The 22,401-nt window shown below is 44.2% G+C and carries 21 protein-coding genes; 17 read left to right on the forward strand and 4 right to left on the reverse strand.

All coding sequences use genetic code 11. The features are described 5' to 3' along the window. Positions 1-61: 61 nt before the first annotated feature. Both ACED25_RS04480 and ACED25_RS04485 read right to left on the reverse strand, forming a co-directional pair. Entirely contained in the window at positions 62-1,435 is a 1,374-nt protein-coding gene (locus ACED25_RS04480; RefSeq protein ID WP_009846939.1) for an L-cystine transporter, read from the reverse strand. A gap of 185 nt (positions 1,436-1,620) precedes the next feature. After that, entirely contained in the window at positions 1,621-2,316 is a 696-nt protein-coding gene (locus ACED25_RS04485) for an NAD-dependent epimerase/dehydratase family protein (RefSeq protein WP_269336341.1), read from the reverse strand. A 681-nt stretch (positions 2,317-2,997) separates the two neighbouring features. Here ACED25_RS04485 and ACED25_RS04490 point away from each other — a divergent pair. The 16 genes from ACED25_RS04490 to ACED25_RS04565 all read left to right on the forward strand — a co-directional run bounded on the left by ACED25_RS04490 (position 2,998) and on the right by ACED25_RS04565 (position 19,707). Continuing rightward, a complete protein-coding gene (locus ACED25_RS04490; RefSeq protein WP_009846937.1) occupies positions 2,998-3,609 on the forward strand; it encodes a flavin reductase family protein in 612 nt (203 codons plus the stop codon). A gap of 72 nt (positions 3,610-3,681) precedes the next feature. Beyond that, on the forward strand, positions 3,682-4,728 hold the full coding sequence (cobT, locus tag ACED25_RS04495; RefSeq protein ID WP_371694725.1) for a nicotinate-nucleotide--dimethylbenzimidazole phosphoribosyltransferase: 1,047 nt from the start codon (positions 3,682-3,684) through the stop codon (positions 4,726-4,728). After that, complete coding sequence (locus ACED25_RS04500) at positions 4,728-5,534, forward strand: adenosylcobinamide-GDP ribazoletransferase (protein ID WP_371694726.1); 807 nt, start codon at positions 4,728-4,730, stop codon at positions 5,532-5,534. Before cobT ends, ACED25_RS04500 begins: the two co-directional genes overlap by 1 nt. A gap of 9 nt (positions 5,535-5,543) precedes the next feature. Beyond that, entirely contained in the window at positions 5,544-6,161 is a 618-nt protein-coding gene (gene cobU / locus ACED25_RS04505) for a bifunctional adenosylcobinamide kinase/adenosylcobinamide-phosphate guanylyltransferase (protein WP_017102187.1), read from the forward strand. Between the two features lie 26 nt (positions 6,162-6,187). After that, entirely contained in the window at positions 6,188-6,805 is a 618-nt protein-coding gene (locus tag ACED25_RS04510; protein ID WP_371694727.1) for a histidine phosphatase family protein, read from the forward strand. A 157-nt stretch (positions 6,806-6,962) separates the two neighbouring features. Next, positions 6,963-8,759, forward strand: a complete 1,797-nt coding sequence (locus tag ACED25_RS04515; RefSeq protein ID WP_371694728.1) for a M3 family oligoendopeptidase — start codon at positions 6,963-6,965, stop codon at positions 8,757-8,759. A 267-nt stretch (positions 8,760-9,026) separates the two neighbouring features. After that, positions 9,027-10,055: a succinylglutamate desuccinylase gene (locus ACED25_RS04520; protein ID WP_122046665.1), complete on the forward strand. Its 1,029-nt coding sequence runs from the start codon at positions 9,027-9,029 to the stop codon at positions 10,053-10,055. 133 nt (positions 10,056-10,188) lie between these two features. Continuing rightward, on the forward strand, positions 10,189-11,184 hold the full coding sequence (btuC, locus tag ACED25_RS04525) for a vitamin B12 ABC transporter permease BtuC (protein WP_061039117.1): 996 nt from the start codon (positions 10,189-10,191) through the stop codon (positions 11,182-11,184). Then, a complete protein-coding gene (gene btuD, locus ACED25_RS04530) occupies positions 11,171-11,929 on the forward strand; it encodes a vitamin B12 ABC transporter ATP-binding protein BtuD (RefSeq protein ID WP_371694729.1) in 759 nt (252 codons plus the stop codon). The genes btuC and btuD overlap by 14 nt, the downstream gene beginning before the upstream one ends. Before the next feature lie 29 nt (positions 11,930-11,958). After that, entirely contained in the window at positions 11,959-12,318 is a 360-nt protein-coding gene (locus ACED25_RS04535) for a DUF6559 family protein (protein ID WP_371694730.1), read from the forward strand. A gap of 487 nt (positions 12,319-12,805) precedes the next feature. After that, positions 12,806-14,260 carry a lytic polysaccharide monooxygenase gene (locus ACED25_RS04540; protein ID WP_371694731.1) on the forward strand — a complete coding sequence of 485 codons (1,455 nt, stop codon included), beginning with the start codon at positions 12,806-12,808 and terminating at the stop codon, positions 14,258-14,260. A 233-nt stretch (positions 14,261-14,493) separates the two neighbouring features. Beyond that, complete coding sequence (locus ACED25_RS04545) at positions 14,494-15,912, forward strand: PLP-dependent aminotransferase family protein (RefSeq protein WP_371694732.1); 1,419 nt, start codon at positions 14,494-14,496, stop codon at positions 15,910-15,912. A 175-nt stretch (positions 15,913-16,087) separates the two neighbouring features. Further along, positions 16,088-17,674, forward strand: a complete 1,587-nt coding sequence (locus ACED25_RS04550) for a cytochrome ubiquinol oxidase subunit I (RefSeq protein ID WP_371694733.1) — start codon at positions 16,088-16,090, stop codon at positions 17,672-17,674. Positions 17,675-17,686: 12 nt separating this feature from the next. Further along, a complete protein-coding gene (cydB, locus tag ACED25_RS04555; RefSeq protein WP_371694734.1) occupies positions 17,687-18,823 on the forward strand; it encodes a cytochrome d ubiquinol oxidase subunit II in 1,137 nt (378 codons plus the stop codon). A gap of 10 nt (positions 18,824-18,833) precedes the next feature. After that, on the forward strand, positions 18,834-18,935 hold the full coding sequence (gene cydX / locus ACED25_RS04560) for a cytochrome bd-I oxidase subunit CydX (protein ID WP_004734907.1): 102 nt from the start codon (positions 18,834-18,836) through the stop codon (positions 18,933-18,935). Between the two features lie 283 nt (positions 18,936-19,218). Beyond that, positions 19,219-19,707, forward strand: a complete 489-nt coding sequence (locus ACED25_RS04565; protein WP_371694735.1) for a GNAT family N-acetyltransferase — start codon at positions 19,219-19,221, stop codon at positions 19,705-19,707. A 156-nt stretch (positions 19,708-19,863) separates the two neighbouring features. Here the strand turns inward: ACED25_RS04565 and ACED25_RS04570 are convergent, their stop codons facing one another. Next, on the reverse strand, positions 19,864-20,439 hold the full coding sequence (locus ACED25_RS04570) for a nucleoside triphosphate pyrophosphohydrolase family protein (protein ID WP_017059167.1): 576 nt from the start codon (positions 20,437-20,439) through the stop codon (positions 19,864-19,866). A gap of 213 nt (positions 20,440-20,652) precedes the next feature. On the opposite strand from ACED25_RS04570, the gene ACED25_RS04575 reads away from it, so the two are divergent. Continuing rightward, positions 20,653-21,723, forward strand: a complete 1,071-nt coding sequence (locus ACED25_RS04575; RefSeq protein ID WP_371694736.1) for a diguanylate cyclase — start codon at positions 20,653-20,655, stop codon at positions 21,721-21,723. Between the two features lie 38 nt (positions 21,724-21,761). On the opposite strand, the gene ACED25_RS04580 is transcribed toward ACED25_RS04575, so the two are convergent. Continuing rightward, positions 21,762-22,328, reverse strand: a complete 567-nt coding sequence (locus ACED25_RS04580; protein WP_081228582.1) for a DUF1415 domain-containing protein — start codon at positions 22,326-22,328, stop codon at positions 21,762-21,764. Positions 22,329-22,401: the final 73 nt, after the last annotated feature.

Here is a 22,401-nt window from a genome sequence, read left to right on the forward strand (position 1 = left end):
CCGACGAATGTGCATCGGTTTTTGTTTAACGAGACTCAAGTTATTGGATCAATCGAACCCATTAAGCGTTCGCTTGTTCCAAATCTTGCTGCTTGTCCTTTTTAGCCAATAGGCGGCTTGTAATTGTACCAGCTGTCATTGCACCAGATACGTTAAGCGCAGTACGTGCCATATCGATAAGTGGCTCGATAGAGATAAGCAGTGCTGCGATAGTCACAGGAAGACCCATCGCGGGTAGTACGATAAGTGCAGCGAAAGTTGCACCGCCACCAACGCCGGCAATACCAAATGAGCTCACTGTGATAATAGCAATCAGAGACAGAATGAAGTTAATGTCCATTGGGTCGATACCAACCGTAGGCGCAACCATAACTGCAAGCATTGCAGGGTAAATACCCGCACAACCATTTTGACCAATTGTTGCACCGAAAGACGCAGACAGGTTAGCAATCGCTGGTGGTACGTTTAACTTAGTGATTTGAGCTTCAACGTTCAGGGGAATAGTTGCTGCAGAGCTACGAGACGTGAAAGCGAACGTCAGTACTGGCCAGATCTTTTGGAAGTACTCTTTCGGGTTGACACCAACAAAAGAAACCAACACACCGTGAACGACGAACATCAGGATAATAGCGACGTAAGAAGCAACGATGAAGCCCAATAGGCTTAGGATGTCAGAAGCACTTGACGTTGCGACTACCTTCGCCATTAATGCTGCGATGCCGTATGGCGTTAGTGCCATGATCATCTTAACTAAGCGCATAACGATAGATTGAGCCGCTTCAACGAACGTACGGATTGGAGATTCTAATTCTTCTTTCTCTGCCATCACCTTACGAGCAGCAATACCCGTTAGCACGCCAAAGATAACTACCGCGATGATAGAAGTAGAGCGAGCCCCTGTTAGGTCTGCAAATGGGTTAGTCGGAATAAAGCTAACCAGCATTTGTGGAATAGTTAGATCTGAAACGCTGCCGATGCGGCTTTCTAGTGTTGCGATACGTGCTGTTTCACGAGCGCCTTCAGTTAAACCTTCAGCCGACAAGCCGAATGCTTGTGTTACAACAATACCAACAATCGCAGAAATTGCCGTTGTTGCTAGCAACACAGAAATGGTGATGCCGGAAATCTTACCTAGTGAGCCGCCTTTCTCAAGCTTCACTACTGCCGCAATCATTGAAACTAACACTAATGGCATGATGACCATTTTTAGTAGGCCAACGTAACCACGACCCACAATGTTTACCCAGTCGAGCGTCTCTTTGATAATAGGATTGCCTTCACCAAATAGCAGTTGAAGACCAAGGCCAAAAGCACTACCGAAAACTAAACCGAGTAAAACGAGGCGAGAAAGTGTGTTTTCTTTTTTCTGCTGTCCGTAGAGAAAAAAGAGGATACCAGTGAATACCGCTAAGGCAGCGATAGCTGAAAATGACATTGTTTTTCCTTATGAATAACCATGAATCGATAGGGCGCTTAGATATATAGGCGCAAATACTGTTAGTTAAAATAGCGACCTGTAACAAAACGTAAAATAAGGAAAAGTAATTTATTAGAACGATTAGTAATATCCACCCAATGGGTTGGATGGATATTCAACATTGTGGTGAATAGATAGACGTTTTAATGATATTTCGCTAATAAATTAAGCATGTCAGTCGAGGTGTAGATTTCGATACTTTGGAAATTATTTTCGAACAATCGGAATAATATTGCTTTCGCTACATCTTCCGATTGGATAGGGCGTAGGTTTTTGAATTTTCCAAACATTAACGGAGATATTAAAGGGAAGACTCTTTGTAGGAGCTTTTCATCAGTTCTGGGTTCGGCACGTTCACCCACCAGCGGGCCTGGACGAGCGATGAAGAGCTGCTTGAAGCCAATACGTTTTAGGTTTTGCTCCATTTGTCCCTTACAGCGCAGATAGTGTGAATAGGAGTCTGGCGAAGCGCCATAGCTAGAAACGACTGCGACACGTTGAACTCCAAGGAATTTCATCGACTGTGCCACTTGGCTAATCAGTTCTACATCGATCTTTCGCAGCGCTTCTTTTGAACCTGCTTTTTTCTTGGTTGTGCCTAAGCAGATAATGCCTAAGTTGGGCGTCGCTTTGGTGTCGTCCCAACTCGTTACTTGTAGATCGTTGTGGATGAGTGTATCGAGTTTGTTGGAGTGAAATTCTTCACCTAATGCTCTTCGTGACAAAGCATAGATGTGTTCTACAGCGGGCTCGTTAATGAGCAGTCTCAGGACATGATGACCAATTAGCCCTGTCGCACCAGCTATAACAACCGATGTTTTATCTCCATTAATACTCATTCTATTCCTTACTCGCTCTACAAGTGCTTGTTTAATATAAACAGTGTTTGAATTTTAAGCGAATAAAAGTTTCATGAATGAGCGTTAGGAAGATGGGGTTTGATGATGGGCTTTTATACGGAAGGTATGTGCTTAGCTAGGTAAACCTCAGTTAAGGTGTTAAAGATAACAAAGCCCGCTGGGCGACGGGCTTGTTATTTACTTTGCTACTTTGCTACTTTGCTACTTTGTTGTCTTATTGCTTCGACAACTATTAGGTGAAGGAGAGTGGGATTTTCCTTACCTTTTTGCTGGTTTTCTTACTCGATTTATTTGGTTTTCTTTTACTTGTGTTTGGAATCATTTCACCTCCTAAATCATTGTTTGGTTTTGTCTTTCAATCGATTGTTTTCTTTTAAAGCAACTGCGATGTGGGTATTCACAGTATGGGCACTCATCAATGGAGAGATTAACAAGTACTTTAGATAAAGCATAAACGATGCCAAAATGTAAGTTATTGATAAATCTATTATCAGTATTGTAGGTGTTTCGGGTTCGTCAATTTGACTGTCAATTTGAGAAAATACCGGTGTGATCTGTTCAAATTAAGAACACTCTCTACCGTTTCTGTTGATTAGGCATAGATACAGCATTGCTTAACACGTAAACTGAACCGTAATTCACATAGACCAAGGACGTGCTATGAACCTCAAGCTTGATACTCTTGCTCCCACTCAGATTTATCACTTGATGACACAAACCGTTGTTCCTCGCCCTATTGCGTGGGCATTGACGGAATCTTCTGATCAAGAGTACAACCTAGCGCCTTTCTCTTATTTCACGCCTGTTTCCAGCAATCCGCCGCTACTGATGTTATCAGTTGGGAAAAAGCCGTCGGGCGAAATCAAAGATACCACCCGTAATGCCCTTGAAACGGGTAAGCTAGTGATTCACATTGCTTCTTCAAGTTCTGCAGAAATAATGACGGCAACAGCAGCAACACTCGATCATGGTGACTCTGAAGTTACCGCGAATAATATTGAACTGGTTGAATTCGAGGGCTTTTCTTTACCGAGAGCAAAAGAGTGCGCGGTCGCTTTTGGTTGCACTTTGTACGAAGTAAAAGAAGTGGGAGAGGTGCCACAAAGCCTTATCTTTGCTCAAGTTGAAACCGTGTACATTTCCGAAGATGTGATTGATAAAGAGAGTGAACGTCTTAAGATTGATGCGTTGGCATTGGACCCTTTATCTCGACTTGGTGGCGGTGAATACGCGACGCTTTCCAATGTGTTCTCTGTTGCACGCCCTAAATAGTGTAACGATTTAGCTTAAGCAGAATCGCAGCCCTAGAAATCCATTACCTTAAATTTAAGTGTTCCTAAACTTATGTTAGATACCCAATACTCGCAGTACATCCAACACCGAATTGACCAAAAAACCAAGCCACTCGGTGCGCTTGGCTTACTAGAAAAAGTCGCACATCAACTGGCATTGATTCAGAGCCAAGGCAAAGAAACTGCGGTTGAGCACATCGAATTGAATAAGCCACGTATCATCATTTTTGCTGGCGACCATGGCATAGCAGATGAAGGTGTGAGTATTGCTCCAAGTGCCGTCACGCAACAGATGGTGTTGAACTTCTTAAGCGGTGGCGCAGCGATTAATTGCTTTTGTGCGGTAAACAACGTTGAAATTACAGTCGTGGACACTGGGATTTTGTTGCCTGTTGAATCTGACAGCGACATGTTGATTTCTCAGCGCTTAGGTACGCGAACCAATAACTTTGCCAATGAAGCGGCAATGAGTTTAGAAACTGTTGAACGTGGGATTGAACTGGGAACTGAGCTTGTATCTAGAACCATTTCGAATGGCACGAATATCATCATGTTTGGTGAAATGGGCATCGGCAATACCAGCAGCGCGTCTGCCATCTTAAGTGCGCTAGCAAACCGAACTGCAGATGAGTGTGTTGGTTTAGGCACTGGTATCAACAATGAACAGCTTGCACGTAAAGTGGCTGTGGTTAAGCAAGGTGTTGCTCGTTGCAAAGGCTTGGATCTTAAAGAAGTTAAACACACAAAAGAAGTGTTAAGCCAAGTCAGTGGTTATGAAATCGTTCAAATGGTGGGGGGCTTCCTTGGCGCTTACCAAAACAGAACCCCTGTGTTGGTCGATGGTTTTATCGTGTCGGTTGCGGCGTATGTCGCGACTTTAATTGAACCGAGTTGCCGTGATTACATGATCTTTGCTCATCGCTCTGAAGAGTCAGGGCACAAAATTCTATTAGAGCTGCTAGACGCTGCGCCACTGCTCGATCTTGGATTGAGATTAGGCGAGGGCACAGGTGCTGCGCTAGCTATGCCAATAATTCGTGCGGCGGCAGAGTTCTATAACAACATGGCGAGTTTTGAGAGTGCTGGAGTCACGGTTTAATGAGTGATGCGCCAGAGAGATCGTTGAAAGATAGCATCACATACCAATGGGAACTTTTTTCGTTGGCGATGGGTTTCTTTTCTCGTTTGCCGATGCCGAAGAATACGCCTTATTCAGAAGAGCGAATGAACCGTTCGGGTCGCTACTTTTCAACGGTTGGTTTGTTACTTGGTGTTCTGTGTGGCGGTGTGTTCTTGCTACTCGATGCCATACTTCCGAGTGCAGTGGCGATCTTTCTGATGATGAGCTTTAGCTTGATGCTAACTGGTGCTTTCCATGAAGACGGCTTAACCGATATGGCGGATGGTATTGGCGGCGGTATGACCTTAGAACGCCGTTTGACCATCATGAAAGACAGTCGAATTGGTACTTATGGCGCGTCTGCACTGGTTATGGCTCTGCTTGGTAAGTGGGTTCTATTAAACGAACTAGCGAATATGACAAATTTGTTTATGGTTATCGTGACCAGTTATACGTTTAGCCGCGCGATTGCCGCATCACTTATTTTTGATATGCCTTATGTCAGCGATTTAGATACCAGTAAAAGTAAGCCATTGGCGAACAAGCAAACTAAAGGTGAACTTGTCTTTTTATTGCTTGTGGGCGTTCTTCCTAGCTTGTGGTTTGGTCTTGAGCTCGCTTTGGTTTTATCTGTCGTCGCCTATCTGTTTAGATTAGGTTTCAAAAAATGGTTAACGGCTCGAATTGGTGGCTTTACTGGCGACTGTTTGGGTGCGGCTCAACAGTTGATGGAGTTGCTGACTTACCTTGTGTTCATTACTGCTTTTTACAATGGTTTTCTATAACAGGTTCCTATGACAAACACGAATCAAGCTAATCAAATTAATCAAGTAAGTCAGCGAAATAGCCATTTGGTATTGGGTGGGGCTCGTTCTGGTAAGTCGAGTTTTGCAGAACAACAGGCATTATGTTCGCTTGCAGCATGTTCAAATGGACGCCTCAATTATATTGCAACGGCCACTTATTTGGACGACGAAATGCGTGAGAGAATTGTGCACCATAAACAACGTCGTGGTGAGCTGTGGATTGAGCATGAAGCCCCTGTTGAATTAGCCGAAAAACTGCTGTCTTTTGGTCAAAACGATGTGGTGTTGATTGACTGCCTAACTTTGTGGTTGAACAACATTATTTTTGAGTTGGGTGATGATGCGACCAATGAACAGGTTGAGGCCGTGGTTGAAGTTTTAGTGAAAAGCGTAGAGCAAAGCCCAGCGCAAATTATCATGGTTTCTAACGAAGTCGGTTTAGGTGTGGTGCCGCTAGGTAAAGTGTCGCGCCTATTTGTCGACAATGCGGGTCGCATGAATCAAGCGCTAGCTCGCGTAGTTGAACGCGTTACGCTGGTTGCTGCAGGATTACCATTGAGCTTAAAACTGTCGAGCCATTCGACTCAAAGCTCGACTCATAATTAGATTGGTATCAAAGGTTAGTTGAACAAATGGAAAATGGAACAACCAAGAACATCTATTTACTAAGACATGGCAAAGTCGAAGGCGAAGCGGCACTTAATGGTTTATCTGATGTGTTGGTTAATCCTGATCTTCAAGATCGGATATGTGGGGCGCTGATAAAACAAGATATTGCCTTTGATTGCGTGGTTACCTCACCATTAAGGCGATGCAGCGACCTCGCAAACAGATACGCACAGCGTATGTCTGTGACTTTATCTGTAGCACCAGACTTTCAGGAAATGAACTTCGGTGACGTTGATGGTGTCCCATTTGATAAGCTTGAAGACAAGTGGGGAATGCTAGAAACCTTTTGGCAAGATCCTGCTAATCATCAACTGACTGGTGCAGAAAGTTTACAGAGCTTCCACGACAGAGTAACTCAAGCTTGGTCGCAACTTTTGGACGATCCAAGTGACAATCTATTATTGGTTACTCATGGTGGTGTGATTCGCATATTGTTAGCGCACTGCCTTGATATCGATTGGAAAAATCCGAGTTTGTACTCGAAGCTATCGATAGAAAACGCGTCGATAACTCATATTCAAATCACTCAGTTTGCGCAGAGCTTTACCAGTGTCAAATCGATAGGGCTACCTGTTCTCTGAGTGTTCAAAAAACACAGTTTAAGAGTTAACAATCTATTGGACCTGTAAATAGAAATTGAAACAGAAATAGAAATAGAACCAGAAATAGAAGTATAAAGCGGCGTTTACAGCCGCTATACCAGATTGGTATTACTACCTACGTGAAAGGAATTTAGTCATGACAACACCGAGTTGGGATCTAAGCATTGCTTATCGTGATCTTGATGATGCAAAAATCGAGCAGGACATTGAACTCATCCAGCAGTGCATTGAGCTGTTGTACCTACACGTTGAAAAGCGTCATATTATCCTAGCGATGCAAAACGCCATTCAAACTTCTGAAGCGGCAGGCACGTTACTGAGCACGATCAACACCTTCGCTAACTGCCACGCATCGGTAGACGCGACACACACAGAAGCCAAAGCACTGCTTGGTCGAGTTGCGAAACTGAATTCTGAAATGTCTCAAGCGTTCAGCCCTTATGAAGACACGCTAATCCACGCAGAACCAGAGTTTATTGATGCAGTTTTAGAGCATGACAGCGCAGATGTAGCAGGACAACGCTTTGCGATTGAAAGCTCGCGTAAGTTATCAAGCAGCCGCCTTAGTGTTGCTGAAGAGCAGTTATTGGCCGCGATGAAGGTTGATGGCCGTGATGGATGGGGTCGTTTGTACGATAACTTAACCGGTTCTTTAAAACTGTCGCTAAAGCTGAACGGTGAAGACGAAGCGCTAGGTTTTTCACAAGCCGCGAGCTTGTTGTACGGCAGCGAATTCGACAAACAAGAACCGGCATGGCGCGCAGTCCAAGGCGCAATGAAGACGCACCAAGAGTCTTTTGCTTCAATTCTAAATGCGCTTGCGGGTTGGCGACTGACAGAGAACAAAAAGCGCTCGAAAATAAGCGACGTACATTTCCTTGATCCAAGCCTACACGCCAGCCGCATCGTACCTGAAACGCTAGACACCATGATGTCGGTAGCAAAGGCAAATCGCGAAGTAGGCCAGAAAGCAGGTCTGTTAATGGCAAGAGTTCACGGGCTTGATGAAATGAAGCCTTGGAACCATTTAGCCGCGATGCCTCCGCTGGGTGACACTGAATCTAAGGTTTATCCATTTGATGAAGCGATTGAAGTGATCAAAACCGCTTTTGCTGAAGTCAATTCAGAGATGGCTGATTTTGTCGCATTAATGGTTGAGAACGGTTGGGTTGATGCCGCTCCAGCAGCCAATAAACGTCTAGGTGCGTACTGCACCAAGTTTGCTGCGACACGTACACCTCTTGTGTTCATGACATGGAGCGGTAGCCGCTCAGACTTAATGACATTGGCGCATGAGCTAGGCCATGCGTTCCATAACTGGGTGATGAAGGACATGCCTTTGTGTCAGACACGCTACCCAATGACGCTAGCAGAAACCGCTTCAATCTTTGCTGAAAACATCGTCCGTGACCACTTGTTAAAACAAGCACAAACACGCAATGAGAAACTTGAAATGTTGTGGGAAGAGCTTTCTTCTTCACTCGCTTTGATGGTAAACATTCCAGTACGTTTCGAGTTTGAGAAAGCCTTCTATGAGCAGCGTGAAAAAGGTGAGCTAACGGCTCAGCAGCTGTGTGACTTGATGGAAACCACTTGGAAGGAGTGGTATGGCGATGCAATGACAGAAGCCGACCCTTACTTCTGGGCAAGCAAACTGCACTTCAGCATCTCTCAAGTGAGCTTCTACAACTACCCATACCTGTTCGGTTACCTGTTCAGTAAAGGTGTTTACGCTCAGCGCGATGCTAAGGGCGAACAATTCTACGGTGATTACGTTTCCTTGCTTCGTGATACGGGCAGCATGATGGCGGAAGAAGTCGTTCAAAAACACTTGGGAATGGACCTGACTCAAGCTGACTTTTGGCAACAAAGCATCGACATGGTCAAAGTTCAAATCGATGAATTTGAAAGATTGCTCGATCAGGAAGATTAATTGATCTCAATCTGTTCATGGTAGGTAAGAGCTGTGTTAGCTTACGTGGCTCTTATCTTGCTGATATAAACAGAGATAACCAAAGTTGTTCTAAATAGGTAAAATTATTTGGAATAGATGTCGGTTAGTAAAGTCAGCAGGTAATACAAAAATATATGGGTAGTATTTGTGAGTGATAACGGAGTTTCTATTGATAAGTGCGATCCTAGCAACACAATTTCTATGTACAATTTATTAACATACGGCCGTGCAATTAAGGAGTAGCGCATGACGAAGACCCTCTTTCGCCAATCATTTCTTTTTGACAGCCTAGATCTTGAGCAAGAAGTGGTTGCAGGACAGACCGTACTGAGTAACGGTGTTCAAATTAAGCTTCATCAACGCGGTGTATTGGAAGTGATTCCCGCAGAGTATAATTCTGAGACCAAGAACATCATCTTTTCAACAGGTGTTCATGGCGACGAAACTTCACCAATGGAGCTGATTGATAAGCTCATTGAGGATATTGAAACCGGCTTCCAAGTCGTGACAGCAAGATGTTTGTTCATCATTGCTCACCCAGAAGCGACCAATGCGCATACGCGTTTTCTTGATGTGAATATGAACCGTCTGTTTGATGAAAAACAGTACGAGAGTAATCGAGAAGTGGACATCGCGAAGAACCTTAAGTACTTGGTTACTGAGTTTTACAAGGAAACGGTACCTGCCACTCGTTGGCACTTAGATCTGCACTGTGCGATCCGTTTGTCTAAGCATTACTCTTTCGCCGTAAGCCCTAAGGTTCGCCACGAAGTACGCAACAAGGAGCTTTTCGATTTCATCAACAGTGCTCACGTTGAAGCTGTGTTGCTGTCGAATGCACCAACCAGCACCTTCAGTTGGTACAGCGCTGAAAACTTTGAAGCGCAAGCACTGACAATGGAGCTAGGGCAGGTTGCAAGAATTGGTGAGAACCAACTTGATAAGCTAACGGCTTTCGATTTGGCAATGCGTAATCTGATTGCTGAAATAGAACCAGAGCATTTGCCGAAGAGAACCATTACGTATCGCGTAAGCCGAACCATTGTTCGTTTGCACGATGACTTTGATTTCATGTTCTCTGATGACGTTGAGAACTTTACGGCATTCAAGCACGGTGAAGTGTTTGGTCATGATGGTGATAAGCCATTGATGGCGAAGAATGAAAACGAAGCAGTGGTATTCCCAAATCGTAACGTGGCTATCGGTCAACGAGCGGCCTTAATGGTGTGCGAAGTTGAAACACGATTCGACCACGGTCAGCTTGTGTACGATTAATACCGACTCGGGTTTAAACGACGAAAACAACCGCTCAACTGGTTGAAATATCAAGGTTCACATTACGGTGTGAGCCTTGAGTTTATTTGGGGATACAGGTAAGGTTACGCGAACAATTTCAAAGTAGCTTGATATGGATTTCCAACAACTTCTTCACCAAAAACAGCGCAAATGGACCCGAGCCATTTATCTGATGGCAGCACTGCTTGTCGCGCTGAGTGCGATTTACCTAATGGTTGGCGATCTTTTCATTTCCCCTCTGGGCACATTGTCCACGTTAGAACAAAAACTACTGATTGATTTACGCTTACCTCGACTATTGGCGGCTATTGCGATCGGGGCTGGGTTAGCTGTATCTGGCGCAAGCTTACAAGTGTTATTGGGTAACGTATTAGCAGAGCCAGGTGTGCTCGGCATTTCTGGTGGCGCAAGTTTGGCGATGGTTATCGTGCTGTTCTTCTTGCCGTTTGCTCCCACACCAGAAGTGTTCATGATTGCCGCCGTTTTAGGCTCGCTCTGTTTCACCGTGATACTGGTGAGCATGGTAAAAACGATGCGACTCACCACGGCTAAATTACTGCTGGTGGGTGTCGCATTAGGCATTCTTTCTGGCGCGATGGTGACGTGGGCATTCTATTTTAGTGATGATCTTAGCTTACGCTTATTGATGTATTGGCTGATGGGTAGTTTGGGTGGTGTAACTTGGTACCAGCACTCGCTCACGTTAGTAATGATCCCCGTTATTATCTGGCTGTGCCTGCAAGGTAGCAAGCTAGACAAACTGATGATTGGCGAGACCCATGCTGCGCAGTTAGGCGTGAACGTTCCGAGATTACGTTGGCGTCTAATCTTCGCTGTGTCTATTTTAGTCGGCTGCGCAGTAGCGTTAGGTGGCGTGATCAGCTTTGTGGGTTTGGTGGTGCCACACTTACTCCGTTTAGCGATTGGTACCGATAACCGATACCTTCTTCCTTTGTCTGCCGTTGCAGGTGCCGCGTTACTGGTGTTTGCTGATATTTGTGCAAGAACTTTATTAGATTCTGCAGAATTACCCTTGGGTGTGATGACCACCAGTATCGGTGCACCAATCTTCATTTGGATGTTAATTAAAAATCATGATTCAAATTAAGAGCCTGAGCGTCGGCGCTCGTTTATTACCACTATCATTTGAGCTCAAGCAAGGGCAGGTGACTCATGTCATCGGTCCTAATGGCAGTGGGAAAAGTACCTTATTAGAAGCGATATCTGGCGTTGGTGATGGCTACAAAGGTGATATAAAGCTCGACGGTCAAGACTTGTCAGTATTATCACTACAAGATTTATCATTGCATCGCGCTTATCTTTGTCAAAGTGCAAGACCCGCCTTCAACTTGGAAGTGTTCCAATACCTTGCGTTATCACTGCCAAGTTCATCACACGGACTTGATATTGAAATCAACGCAGCTTTGGACGAAATCAGCCAGATGCTAGACATTGCAGACAAACTTCATCGTTCCATTCAAACCTTGTCTGGTGGTGAATGGCAACGCGTTCGTTTGGCGGGAATGTGCCTGCAAATTTGGCCGACGCTTAATCCATACGCGAAGCTGCTGATCCTCGATGAACCCGCAGCTCCACTAGATATTGCTCAAGAAGCGTTGCTGTATAAGCTTATCGAACGAGTGGCTGAGAAGGGCGTTGCGGTTATTATGGCTAACCACGACCTGAACCGAACCTTGAGGCATGCCGACCAAGTACTGCTGCTCGAAAAGGGCGTACTACAAGCATCAGGCAGTGCAGAGCAAGTGCTTGTGCCTGAACAGCTAGAATCCGTATTTAATACGCAAGTAAAAAGCATCTCGGTCGACAATCAAACTTACCTATTGTTTGGTTAACTTAGGCTCATCAATACAAGGCAATCTATATGTTTAGATATATTCAACGACGACGAATCAAGAAAGTAATCAAATCACTTTCTGCAAAGTTGGTGAAAGCGTACGGAAGCAGTGACTTTTTCTCTATTGGGCAAGTAGAAACGAGTTCATGTGAATTGAGTAAGCGCCAACAACTGGTTGCCTTAGCATTGTTTGCTGATCCACAAGACCTTGCTGCTGAAATTGCTCCAGCCATTCAACTGCTGCGTAATGATGTGTCTAATGACTTCTTCGGTGGTGAGGAATATAACGCGCGTGGTGTACTTAATTTGTTGGGCGGTGGCGGTTGGAAGGGCGGTCGTATGGACGATGATATGTCGAATCGATTTGGCATGAATAGCCGCTATTAGTTTAGCTCGTTCAAATTAACGTTTAATGATTTATCCATTTATAAACGTATACGCTCAATAGCTTAGCGACTTTACAGCAGTCTCAACAACGTAATAATAATGATGATAAAAAGCACTCAATATCATTATTTATGCGAGCGTTTCACTCCAATTAATTCAATGAAAAAATACCTTCCTAGCGATCTATTTTCTTAGGGAATGCGTAATTTTTGTCGGTAAAAATTGATAATTCGAACCAATATCATCTATCTCTAACGCATTTCTTTGAGTTGTGTGATTCTGATTCCTTTCAAAATAAATCCCACTTTTATTGATAGTTATGACGTATATATTTTCCGTGTTCTTTAAGTCAGAAACTATAAACCCTCGAACTGCAATATTGATTAGTAAATGTCCAATCAATATTTCATACGGGGGTAAAATAATAGAGAGTGGGAAAGTGAAAACAGCAAATAATAATATTCTAAAAATAGCAGTGGGGATGGCTATGCTATCCAGCGTACCATCAGTAGCAAACGCTCATGGCTGGTCTGAATTTCCAAGTGCACGTCAGAATACGTGCTATGAACAAGGCGGGGTTTGGTCGGGTACGCCACCAAATGCAGCATGTGCTCAAGCAAAAGAGATTTCAGGGTCATATCCGTTCGTTCAACGCAACGAGTATGCGAAAAACATTCAAGACTTCAACAACATCAATGCAGTGAAAGCGGCGATTCCAGACGGCACGTTATGTTACGCCAATGATTCGCAAAAACGTGGCATGGGTGCACCTCATACAGGTTGGACTCGCACCGAGTTAAGCACTGGTACATTTGAATATGTATTCAATGCGACTGCACCACACAACCCGTCATTCTGGGAGTTCTACCTAACCAAACCAAACGCCGACCTGAGCAAAGGCCTAGCGTGGGGAGATTTAGACCTTCTCCAAGAAGTTGGGAATGTTCCTGTAAGTGGTGGCAAATACCGTATCAACGTAACGATTCCTTCAGACCGCTCTGGCGATGCAATCTTATACGTACGTTGGCAACGTGACGATGCTGCAGGTGAAGGTTTCTACAACTGTTCAGACATCACTATCAAGGGGGGAGCAACTCCACCACCAGATCCTACACCTCAACCTGATCTAGTCCGTGGCGACCTGTTTGTTTCTGACCAGTTTGGTACGCCAGAAATTGGTGATACGGTTAAGTACGACATCATCAACAAGTACGGTGAAGTCGCGCGTAGCTTCGACATCGTTATCGACGCTTCAAACGTTAACGATTGGGCTCGCTTGTTGGCTTCAGAAATTAACGGCTGGCATGAAGAGTTCAAAGATGGCGCGATCTTCATTGGTGACTGGCATGCTGAAATGCAGCACTACATGTATTTCCAAAACGATCCTTCACGTAACTTCTTCAACTCAAAGGATAGCCGTGCTTCTGGTCAGTTAACGCTGATTGATGGTGGCGACGGTGGTGTTGAACGATTGAAAGGCGACATCTACGAGCTAGTGAAGAGTGACAACGTAGTGAATGCTGGCGACAAAGTTGTGATTGCAACAAGCGAAGCGGCGACATTGACTCAAACTCAAGGCTCTTCAGTAAGCATTCAAAATAACGGCACGGCTTCTATCGTAGTTGATACCACTGGCATCACTGCAAACGAAACTCTATCGTTTATGGCTAGCTCGATTGAAAGCGAAAGTGTTGAAACCTTCACTTTTGAAGTAATTGCTGATGACGGTGGCGTAACACCAGACCCAGATCCAACGCCGGATCCTGATCCGACTCCAGACCCAGACAATGGCACGTGGGACTCATCAGCGACTTACCTTGGTGGCGAAGTCGTGACTTACTCGAGCCAGTCATGGAAAGCGCAATGGTGGGTTCAAGGTGGTACAAACCCTAAAGTGACCTACGAAAATGATCAGTGGGGCGTTTGGCGTCCAGCTAACTAGTCGGTTAGTTAATCTAAACTAAGTAGCTAAGTAGCTAAGTAGCTAAGTAGCTCAGTAATTAAGGCACCACACTCGATTGATGAGTGCGGTGTCTTTTCTTATGGGAGAGATAAACAAGTCGACCGTGAAGGTAATTGGGTTTAGGGTAGGGCTTTGTTATACCTGAATGTCCGAGTGCTTCGAATATCCACGGTTTAGTAATCTTTTACACATTAGATAGAAAAGACTTTTTGATGAAAAAATCTCAGATACTCGCCAATACAATCAAGAATCAGATAGAACAAAACATCTGGCTGAGTGGTGAGAAAATTCCATCGATTAGAGACGCGTGTAAACGTTATAAACTCAGTATCGAGACGGTACTTCAGGCGTATCAACAGCTTGAAGACCAAGGCTATGTGCGCTCTAAGCCTAAATCTGGCTATTTCGTGTTACCGCGCAGAAATGTGTTCACCTCAGAACTCGCACAACAAAAAGCCATCAAGCCGTATCCCGTTAAGATCAGCGACCTGCTTTACGATGTACTTCAACGAGCCAAAGACCCTAGTATCATTCCACTCAGCTCGGCATTTCCAGACCCTGCCTTGTTTCCGCATCAAGCGTTGTCGCGCAGTTTAGCTAATGCCAGTCGTCAAATGCCCGATAACAGCATGCTTACTAATTTGCCACCGGGCAGTGAAACGTTACGCAGGCAAATCGCTCAACGCTATCAGGCTGGTGGGCTAGATGTATTGCCCGACGATATTGTGATCACGTCAGGGGCAATGGAAGCACTTAACTTATGCCTGCAATCCTGTACCGAGCCGGGTGACTTAGTCGCGATAGAGTACCCTGCGTTTTACGGTGTGTTACAGACTATTGAAAGGCTTAATCTTACCGCTGTTGAGATCCCGACCGACTCTGAAACCGGTATCGATTTAGATGTGTTGGAATCGGTTTTCGCTTCAATGAACATCAAAGCGTGCTGGTTCATGACAGAATCGCAAAACCCAGTGGGTTATTCGATGAGTGATGGAAACAAGCTGCGGTTGGCCGATTTGGTGAATCAACATAAGATCCCGATGATCGAAGACGATGTGTATCGTGAGCTTCACGTTGGAAACCAAAGTTCATTGCCAGCCAAAGCTTATGACACTGGCGAGCAAATCATGCTGTGCGGTTCGTTTTCCAAATCATTGTCGCCCGGCTTTCGAATCGGTTGGGTAGTTGCAAGGAAACAAGCGTTAAAGATTCAGAGATTGCAGCACCTTTCGACGCTCTCAAGCAGTATTCCTATCCAACTTGGACTGTCTCATTACCTGACGTTTTATAGTTATGACAACCATCTTAAAAAACTTCGCAAGCTTTTGAATGAAAGGAAGAAGGCGCATATTGCATTGTTAGAATCTAGCTTACCTTCAAGTGCGATGGTGCATAAAAGCCAAGGTGGTTACTTCCTTTGGATAGAGTTGCCTCATTCTGTTTGTGTTGAGAAGCTTTATGAGCAAGCACTTGAACACAACATCTCTGTTGCGCCGGGAATTATATTCAGCAGCGACAAAAAGTTCTCTCATCATATTCGTCTCAATTGTTCGTACGCTTGTGACGACAAAATAGCAGAAGCCATTCGTACACTAGGTAGTTTGATTCAGACCATGGAATCACAAGCCTAAGTCGTTAGTCGATCCTCGACTATGTTTACTTGAAATCTAGCTTGTCACTCGTCGGATAATTCAACCTGTTCTGTTTTTTAACATTCAATCTGTTCTAGTTTGGTTTGTTCAAACTGTGCTGAAATACGCTCCAATTCTTAATATGAAATCCATCATTATGATGTTTGGAGCTTAAATGTTTGATGTAGTTGAATTGTCGCGTTTACAGTTTGCGCTAACCGCTATGTTTCACTTTCTCTTTGTCCCGTTAACTATTGGTATGTCTTGCTTATTGGCGATCATGGAGTCGATCTATGTGCTTACCGGTAAGCAAATCTATCAGGACATGACTCGCTTTTGGGGCAAACTTTTTGGTATTAACTTCGCCTTAGGTGTCACGACCGGATTAACCATGGAGTTCCAGTTCGGCACCAACTGGTCTTATTATTCTCACTATGTCGGTGACATCTTTGGTGCTCCTCTTGCGATCGAAGCCCTTGTTGCATTCTTCCTAGAATCCACCTTTGTTGGACTGTTCTTCTTCGGTTGGGAAAGGCTGTCCAAACGCCAACACCTTGTCGTGACTTGGTTGGTGGCGTTGGGCTCTAGCTTCTCTGCGTTATGGATTCTGGTTGCTAACGGTTGGATGCAAAATCCGATTGGATCGGAGTTTAATTACCAAACCATGCGTATGGAAATGACTAGCTTCGCCGAAGTGGTGCTCAACCCAGTTGCTCAGGTTAAGTTCTTACACACAGTCGCTTCAGCTTATACCTGCGGTGCGATGTTTATCCTTGGCGTGAGTTCATACTACTTGCTGAAAGGTCGAGATATTGCCTTTGCCAAGCGTTCTTTCGCTGTAGCGGCATCTTTTGGTATCGCATCGATTATCTCCGTAATCGTACTTGGCGATGAATCTGGTTATGAACTGGGTGACGTCCAAAAAGTGAAACTTGCGGCGATTGAAGCTGAATGGCACACCGAACCGGCACCTGCGGCGTTTACTTTGTTTGGATTACCAAATCAAGAAGAAGGCAAAACCGACTTTGCTGTGAAAATTCCCTATGTGATGGGGATTATTGCAACGCGATCTTTGGACGAGCAAGTGACAGGGCTTCATGACTTGCGTGACCAACATTTAGTGCGTATTCGAAACGGTATTATTGCTTATGAATTGCTAGAGCGTTTGCGATCTGGCGATACCTCACATGAGACAGAGCAAGCTTTCGATCAAACCAAGCACGATCTCGGCTATGGCTTATTACTTAAGCGTTACACCGATACAGTGACTGACGCGACTGAACAACAAATCCAACAAGCAGCCGATGATTCAATCCCAACTGTGTGGCCTCTGTTCTGGTCATTCAGAATCATGGTGGGTTGTGGCTTCATTATGTTGTTTGTCTTTGGTGCGGCCTTCCTGCAAACCTACCGTAAAAACATTACGCAAAAGCCTTGGTTATTGAAGGCGGCACTTTGGTCAATTCCGTTGCCTTGGGTGGCAATCGAAGCAGGTTGGTTTGTTGCGGAGTATGGTCGTCAGCCATGGGCGGTCGGTGAAATTCTCCCTGTTGCGGTCGCGGCTTCTTCGCAAACCGTTGGAAATTTACTTACGTCTCTCGCGCTAATTATTGGCCTCTATACGGTCTTCATCATTGTTGAAAGTTACTTGATGATTACCGTCGCTAAAAAAGGCCCAAGCAGTTTGAAAACGGGGCGTTATCACTATGAACAAACAACAACATCGCTTGAAGCCAAATTGGTACAACAAGTTCAACAATAAGGTGACTGACTCATGTTCGAATATGACACATTACGTTTAATTTGGTGGATTCTCATTGGTGTACTGCTGATTGGTTTTATGATCACCGATGGCTTCGATATGGGAGTTGGAGCGTTGTTACCGTTTATCGGTAAAACCAATTCTGAAAGACGAGTGATGATTAACTCCATTGCACCCCATTGGGACGGCAACCAGGTGTGGTTAATTACCGCAGGTGGCGCTTTGTTTGCAGCGTGGCCGTTAGTGTATGCGACATCGTTTTCAAGCTTATATGTTGCGATGTACTTGGCTCTTATCTCATTGTGGCTGCGTCCTCTTGGACTTGAGTACCGAGCCAAGATAGATAACGACCAATGGCGAAAAGTGTGTGATTTAGCGATTTCGTTTTCAGGCTTTTTTCCGCCGATTTTATTTGGTGTCGCGTTTGGCAACTTGATGCAAGGGCTTCCATTCTCGCTCAATAGTTTACTCATGCTTGAGTACCACGGATCGTTTGTTGATTTGCTTAATCCGTTTGCTCTGTTGTGTGGCTTCGTTGGGTTATTGATGGCGTTGTTGCAAGGCAGTGCTTGGCTGATGATGAAAACGACAGATGCGCTATACAACAAGGTAAGATTGGTTGCTCAGGTGAGTGCGATACTTGTGGTGAGTCTCATGGTGCTAGGTGGTTTAACAATAAGTCACATTGATGATTATCAGATTGTCAGTGAGTTGAACCATAGCGCGGTTTCAAACCCGTTGAACAAACAAGCGATAGCAGAAACTGGTGCTTGGTTATCTAACTTCGAGATTCACCCTTGGATGTGGTTTGCGCCAATTGGCAGTGTGCTTAATCCATTGATGGCTTTGATCAGCGCAAGGTTGAAATGGGATGCGATTTCTTTTATTAGTTCCAGCCTGACTAACGCTTGCATCATTTTAACCGCTGGTTTCGCGATGTTCCCATTCATTATTCCGTCTAGCGTTAATCCAAGCCATAGCTTAACCCTTTGGGATTCGACATCAAGCGAACTGACCTTGAACATCATGACAGGCGTAGCATTTGTGATGGTGCCCATCATTCTGTGTTATACCGCGTTCAGTTATCGAACCATGTTTGGACGACTCGACAACGAGTATGTCGAACGCAACGGCCATTCACTGTATTAAGGAGTTTCTCATGTGGTATTTTGTTTGGATACTAGGCTTATTCCTAGCCTCTGCATTTGCAGTTTTGAATGTCATTAGCTTAGAGAAAAGTGACTCAGAAACTGAGTTCTGATTGACGTTATGATTCATAAAAAGACCAGAAGCATGATGCTCTGGTCTTTTTTATGAGCCTTCCTAAAGCGTAAGGTTTGGTTCTTCCTTCGTGGTACAAGATGGTAAGACTTAAATCGAGTGAGCTGCATTCTTTTAAGTACACCTATATCTCAACTCTATCTAAGATTTAATCAAAACAATTTCATCTAACCTATTGTTAAATATTTACTATTTGATAGTGTGTCTAGGTGCACATTGAGGATGTGCATCACATTTAGCGAAGAATAATAGTAGGAGTTGCGATGAGTATTATAGTGAGACGGTCTGAACCGTCAGATGCAAAGGGAATCAAAGAAGTTTACGAATGCACTAATGCTTATACCGGTACGCTGCAACTCCCAAATCCATCTCTGGAAAGCTGGCAAAAACGAATCTCTAATATGCCTGATAACGTGTACTCGTATGTCGCGATGATCGACGATGAGATTGTTGGCAACTTGGGAATGGAAGTGTGCGTGAATCCAAGAAGACGACATGTGGCTTCATTTGGTATGGGTGTTAAAGACGATGTGCTAGGCAAAGGTGTGGGTAGTCAGCTGCTCGCGACCGCGATCGACTTGTGTGATAACTGGATTAACATCAAGCGAATGGAGTTAACGGTATACACCGATAATGAAAGAGCGATCAGCCTGTATAAGAAATTCGGTTTCGTGATTGAAGGAGAGTCCGCAGGGTTCGCTTTCAGAAATGGCGAATATGTGCCGGCTTATCACATGGCGCGACTGGTATAGCATTTAGCTACAATTAACACTCGGGTACAATAAGCACACAGCTACGATTAACACAGTTAGAATTAACTGACAGAGAATAAAACGCCACGTTATTTAAACGTGGCGTTTGCTATTTTAGTGAGCTGCTCGTTTTAACAGCTTCATACTCAGTGCAACTTAAGCCGTTAGTGGCTCAAGGTTCGCAGGGCGGTAGTGTACTGATTTTAGTACTTTGCCTTGGCGAACTGTCTTGCCTTCAGATACGAAATCTTCTGCACACTTAGCGATGATGTATTCGCCTTTTTGAACCGCCATCAGCTTGATGTTCTGCTCAGCATAGAAAGCTTCTGTTTCAGCGTATTCAGTTTCGTTTCGACATACTTTGCTCATGTTGCTTGAGTGTACTTCGTCCCAGCAAGGTAAGAAGTCAATTGAGCGGTTTTTAGAAACATTCAATAGCAGGTCGATCAGGTAGCTGATTGCTAGGTTGTCTTCAACCTTAGCTTGACCAAGGTGAACCAGACGCCCCATCAAAACATAAACGCTGTCTACAATAGCGTCCGCTTGTTCGATTTTTGAGTCAGCTTCTGCAAGTTCTGTTAGTTCTTCGATCGCTAGAGAGGTATGTAGCGTATCGCCTTTTTCGTCCATTGTTTCAGGAGCAGCAACAGGCAGATCAAAAGTACTGCGGAACTCTTCAATGTCGCGGTAAAGGTGATCGTAGATTTCTTGGCTTAGTTGAGAAAGGTTCATTTTCCTATCCATTCTGTTTCGTTAATGGATTATTTTACCAAAGCTAGGAATAGGGTGCTAACGCAAAGTCGAAGAAGTCGACTTTTATTCATTGGACCAATGAGGTATTTTGCATACAAACCAATTGATTATTATGTTTTTTTACACTTTACTCTTCTAAATATACCAAATATTAATGTTGCCATTAACTTTGGCTGCAGTGGGACCCCATTTATGAACCAAGCCAGTGAAAGCGAAATTGTTATACGTCGCTTGTATCAAATCACCAATGATTACCGGAAGGGCTTCGATATTCAGATCGCTCAGCTGCTTATCATGGGGCTTGAACGCTTCAACCTTGATATCGGTATTTTATCTAAAGTCGAGGGTAATACTTACTTAGTTGAACACTCTGTCACACCTGAAGGGGTTGAGCTCAATAGTGGCGATATCTTCGACTATAGTTCGACCTATTGTGAGATTACGTGCAAATCTGTTAGCCCTATTTGTATTGAGCATTGCGGTAAACATGATAAGTATGCGACACATCCTGCCTACCAATCTTTTGGGCTAGAGTCTTATATTGGTATCCCGATTTTCGTCAATGATGAGCTTTATGGCACCTTAAACTTTTCAAGCCCAGCTCCCTATCATCGCGAGTTTAAAGAGTTCGATATCGACGTTATGCGGTTAATGGCCTCATGGATCGAAGTGGAACTGGTTAGAAGACAGCAAGAACGAAAACTCAAAGAGCTGAATGAGAAGTTAGAGTACCAAGCTATGTACGATCCTCTGACCCATTTGCCAAATAGACGTTGCTTGTTCAAAACGTTGAATGCAGAAGTGGAGCAGTTAAAAGGCTCTCTAGGTAAAGGGACACTAGCCGTCGTAGACATCGATTTCTTTAAGGTCGTTAATGACACTTACGGTCACCAAATGGGTGACGTTGTTTTAAAGAAAGTGGCAAACGTTCTGCGCAATAATATTCAAGATGGAGAGTTTGTAGCTCGCTTTGGTGGTGAAGAGTTCATTCTTTGGTATCCAAATAGTACACCAAGTGGTGTTGAAGATCAGTTCATGACTCTTTTACAAGAAATGAAGAAAATCACACTAGATAGTAAGCCTATCACCATATCAATTGGTGCGTGTCATTTTGAGTTGAGCACTGGAGATAGCAAAGGGGAGAGAATGTCGGCATTAGACTCGCTAATCAAAGTTGCCGATGAATGCCTGTACATTGCTAAACAAAATGGACGAGATCAGTTTATATCTCGCCCATATCATCAAGAACACTCAGACTCGTAAGTTGAAGCTGTCAGCTCTTAAAGCTCAAAGGTTAGTTCTTAACTGAATAGATAAGGGAACAACTTACGACGCTCTTCGGGTGTTAAAGATTCAACTCTCGCGATGTTGGTATCAGGAATCGCTTCAGGGTTGGGGTAGTGCTTCAACACTTTTTCCATACTCGCTTCACGAATCAAATGGTAAACCGGATACGGAGAGCGGTTAGTAAGATTTTCATCGTCTTCTGGATCCGCACCACCAAAGCAATAGTCTGGGTGGAAGGTTGCCACTTGATAAACGCCTTCCCAATCTTCTTGCTTGATCAAGGCTTCAATCCAATCAATGAACATGTTGTAGTCGAAGAAATCTTGCAGCATGTTAGGCACAACCACCAAAGTCGTCTCTAATTCTGCGACTGGCGTGTTATCTAATTCTACAAAGTGCGTCATGATGTCTTCTAGTAACGCTTCTTCCGTATTTGCTTCACTCACAAAGATCTTAATCTGTTTATTACGTTGTGGCTTAGCTGCAAATGGACACAGGTTTAGGCCAATAACGACATCGTCTAACCACTGTTTTACTTGGTCATGGATGGTTTGAAGATCTGAGCTTTGAGTGTTCGACATAACAGGTTCCGAAATGAAATTTTGCGTAGGATATCAGAACGGACGTTAATCAAAAGCAATAATTGAGTTACAA

This window comes from Vibrio sp. 1F263 (assembly GCF_041439035.1).
GTDB classification, from domain to species: domain Bacteria; phylum Pseudomonadota; class Gammaproteobacteria; order Enterobacterales; family Vibrionaceae; genus Vibrio; species Vibrio tasmaniensis_A.

Excerpts from the sequence above, each read along its gene's own strand:
- ACED25_RS04480 (WP_009846939.1), bottom strand. The coding sequence starts at position 1,435 with ATGTCATTTTCAGCTATCGCTGCCTTAGCGGTATTCACTGGTATCCTC.
- ACED25_RS04485 (WP_269336341.1), bottom strand. The coding sequence starts at position 2,316 with ATGAGTATTAATGGAGATAAAACATCGGTTGTTATAGCTGGTGCGACA.
- ACED25_RS04490 (WP_009846937.1), top strand. The coding sequence starts at position 2,998 with ATGAACCTCAAGCTTGATACTCTTGCTCCCACTCAGATTTATCACTTG.
- cobT (WP_371694725.1), top strand. The coding sequence starts at position 3,682 with ATGTTAGATACCCAATACTCGCAGTACATCCAACACCGAATTGACCAA.
- ACED25_RS04500 (WP_371694726.1), top strand. The coding sequence starts at position 4,728 with ATGAGTGATGCGCCAGAGAGATCGTTGAAAGATAGCATCACATACCAA.
- cobU (WP_017102187.1), top strand. The coding sequence starts at position 5,544 with ATGACAAACACGAATCAAGCTAATCAAATTAATCAAGTAAGTCAGCGA.
- ACED25_RS04510 (WP_371694727.1), top strand. The coding sequence starts at position 6,188 with ATGGAAAATGGAACAACCAAGAACATCTATTTACTAAGACATGGCAAA.
- ACED25_RS04515 (WP_371694728.1), top strand. The coding sequence starts at position 6,963 with ATGACAACACCGAGTTGGGATCTAAGCATTGCTTATCGTGATCTTGAT.
- ACED25_RS04520 (WP_122046665.1), top strand. The coding sequence starts at position 9,027 with ATGACGAAGACCCTCTTTCGCCAATCATTTCTTTTTGACAGCCTAGAT.
- btuC (WP_061039117.1), top strand. The coding sequence starts at position 10,189 with ATGGATTTCCAACAACTTCTTCACCAAAAACAGCGCAAATGGACCCGA.
- btuD (WP_371694729.1), top strand. The coding sequence starts at position 11,171 with ATGATTCAAATTAAGAGCCTGAGCGTCGGCGCTCGTTTATTACCACTA.
- ACED25_RS04535 (WP_371694730.1), top strand. The coding sequence starts at position 11,959 with ATGTTTAGATATATTCAACGACGACGAATCAAGAAAGTAATCAAATCA.
- ACED25_RS04540 (WP_371694731.1), top strand. The coding sequence starts at position 12,806 with ATGCTATCCAGCGTACCATCAGTAGCAAACGCTCATGGCTGGTCTGAA.
- ACED25_RS04545 (WP_371694732.1), top strand. The coding sequence starts at position 14,494 with ATGAAAAAATCTCAGATACTCGCCAATACAATCAAGAATCAGATAGAA.
- ACED25_RS04550 (WP_371694733.1), top strand. The coding sequence starts at position 16,088 with ATGTTTGATGTAGTTGAATTGTCGCGTTTACAGTTTGCGCTAACCGCT.
- cydB (WP_371694734.1), top strand. The coding sequence starts at position 17,687 with ATGTTCGAATATGACACATTACGTTTAATTTGGTGGATTCTCATTGGT.
- cydX (WP_004734907.1), top strand. The coding sequence starts at position 18,834 with ATGTGGTATTTTGTTTGGATACTAGGCTTATTCCTAGCCTCTGCATTT.
- ACED25_RS04565 (WP_371694735.1), top strand. The coding sequence starts at position 19,219 with ATGAGTATTATAGTGAGACGGTCTGAACCGTCAGATGCAAAGGGAATC.
- ACED25_RS04570 (WP_017059167.1), bottom strand. The coding sequence starts at position 20,439 with ATGAACCTTTCTCAACTAAGCCAAGAAATCTACGATCACCTTTACCGC.
- ACED25_RS04575 (WP_371694736.1), top strand. The coding sequence starts at position 20,653 with ATGAACCAAGCCAGTGAAAGCGAAATTGTTATACGTCGCTTGTATCAA.
- ACED25_RS04580 (WP_081228582.1), bottom strand. The coding sequence starts at position 22,328 with ATGTCGAACACTCAAAGCTCAGATCTTCAAACCATCCATGACCAAGTA.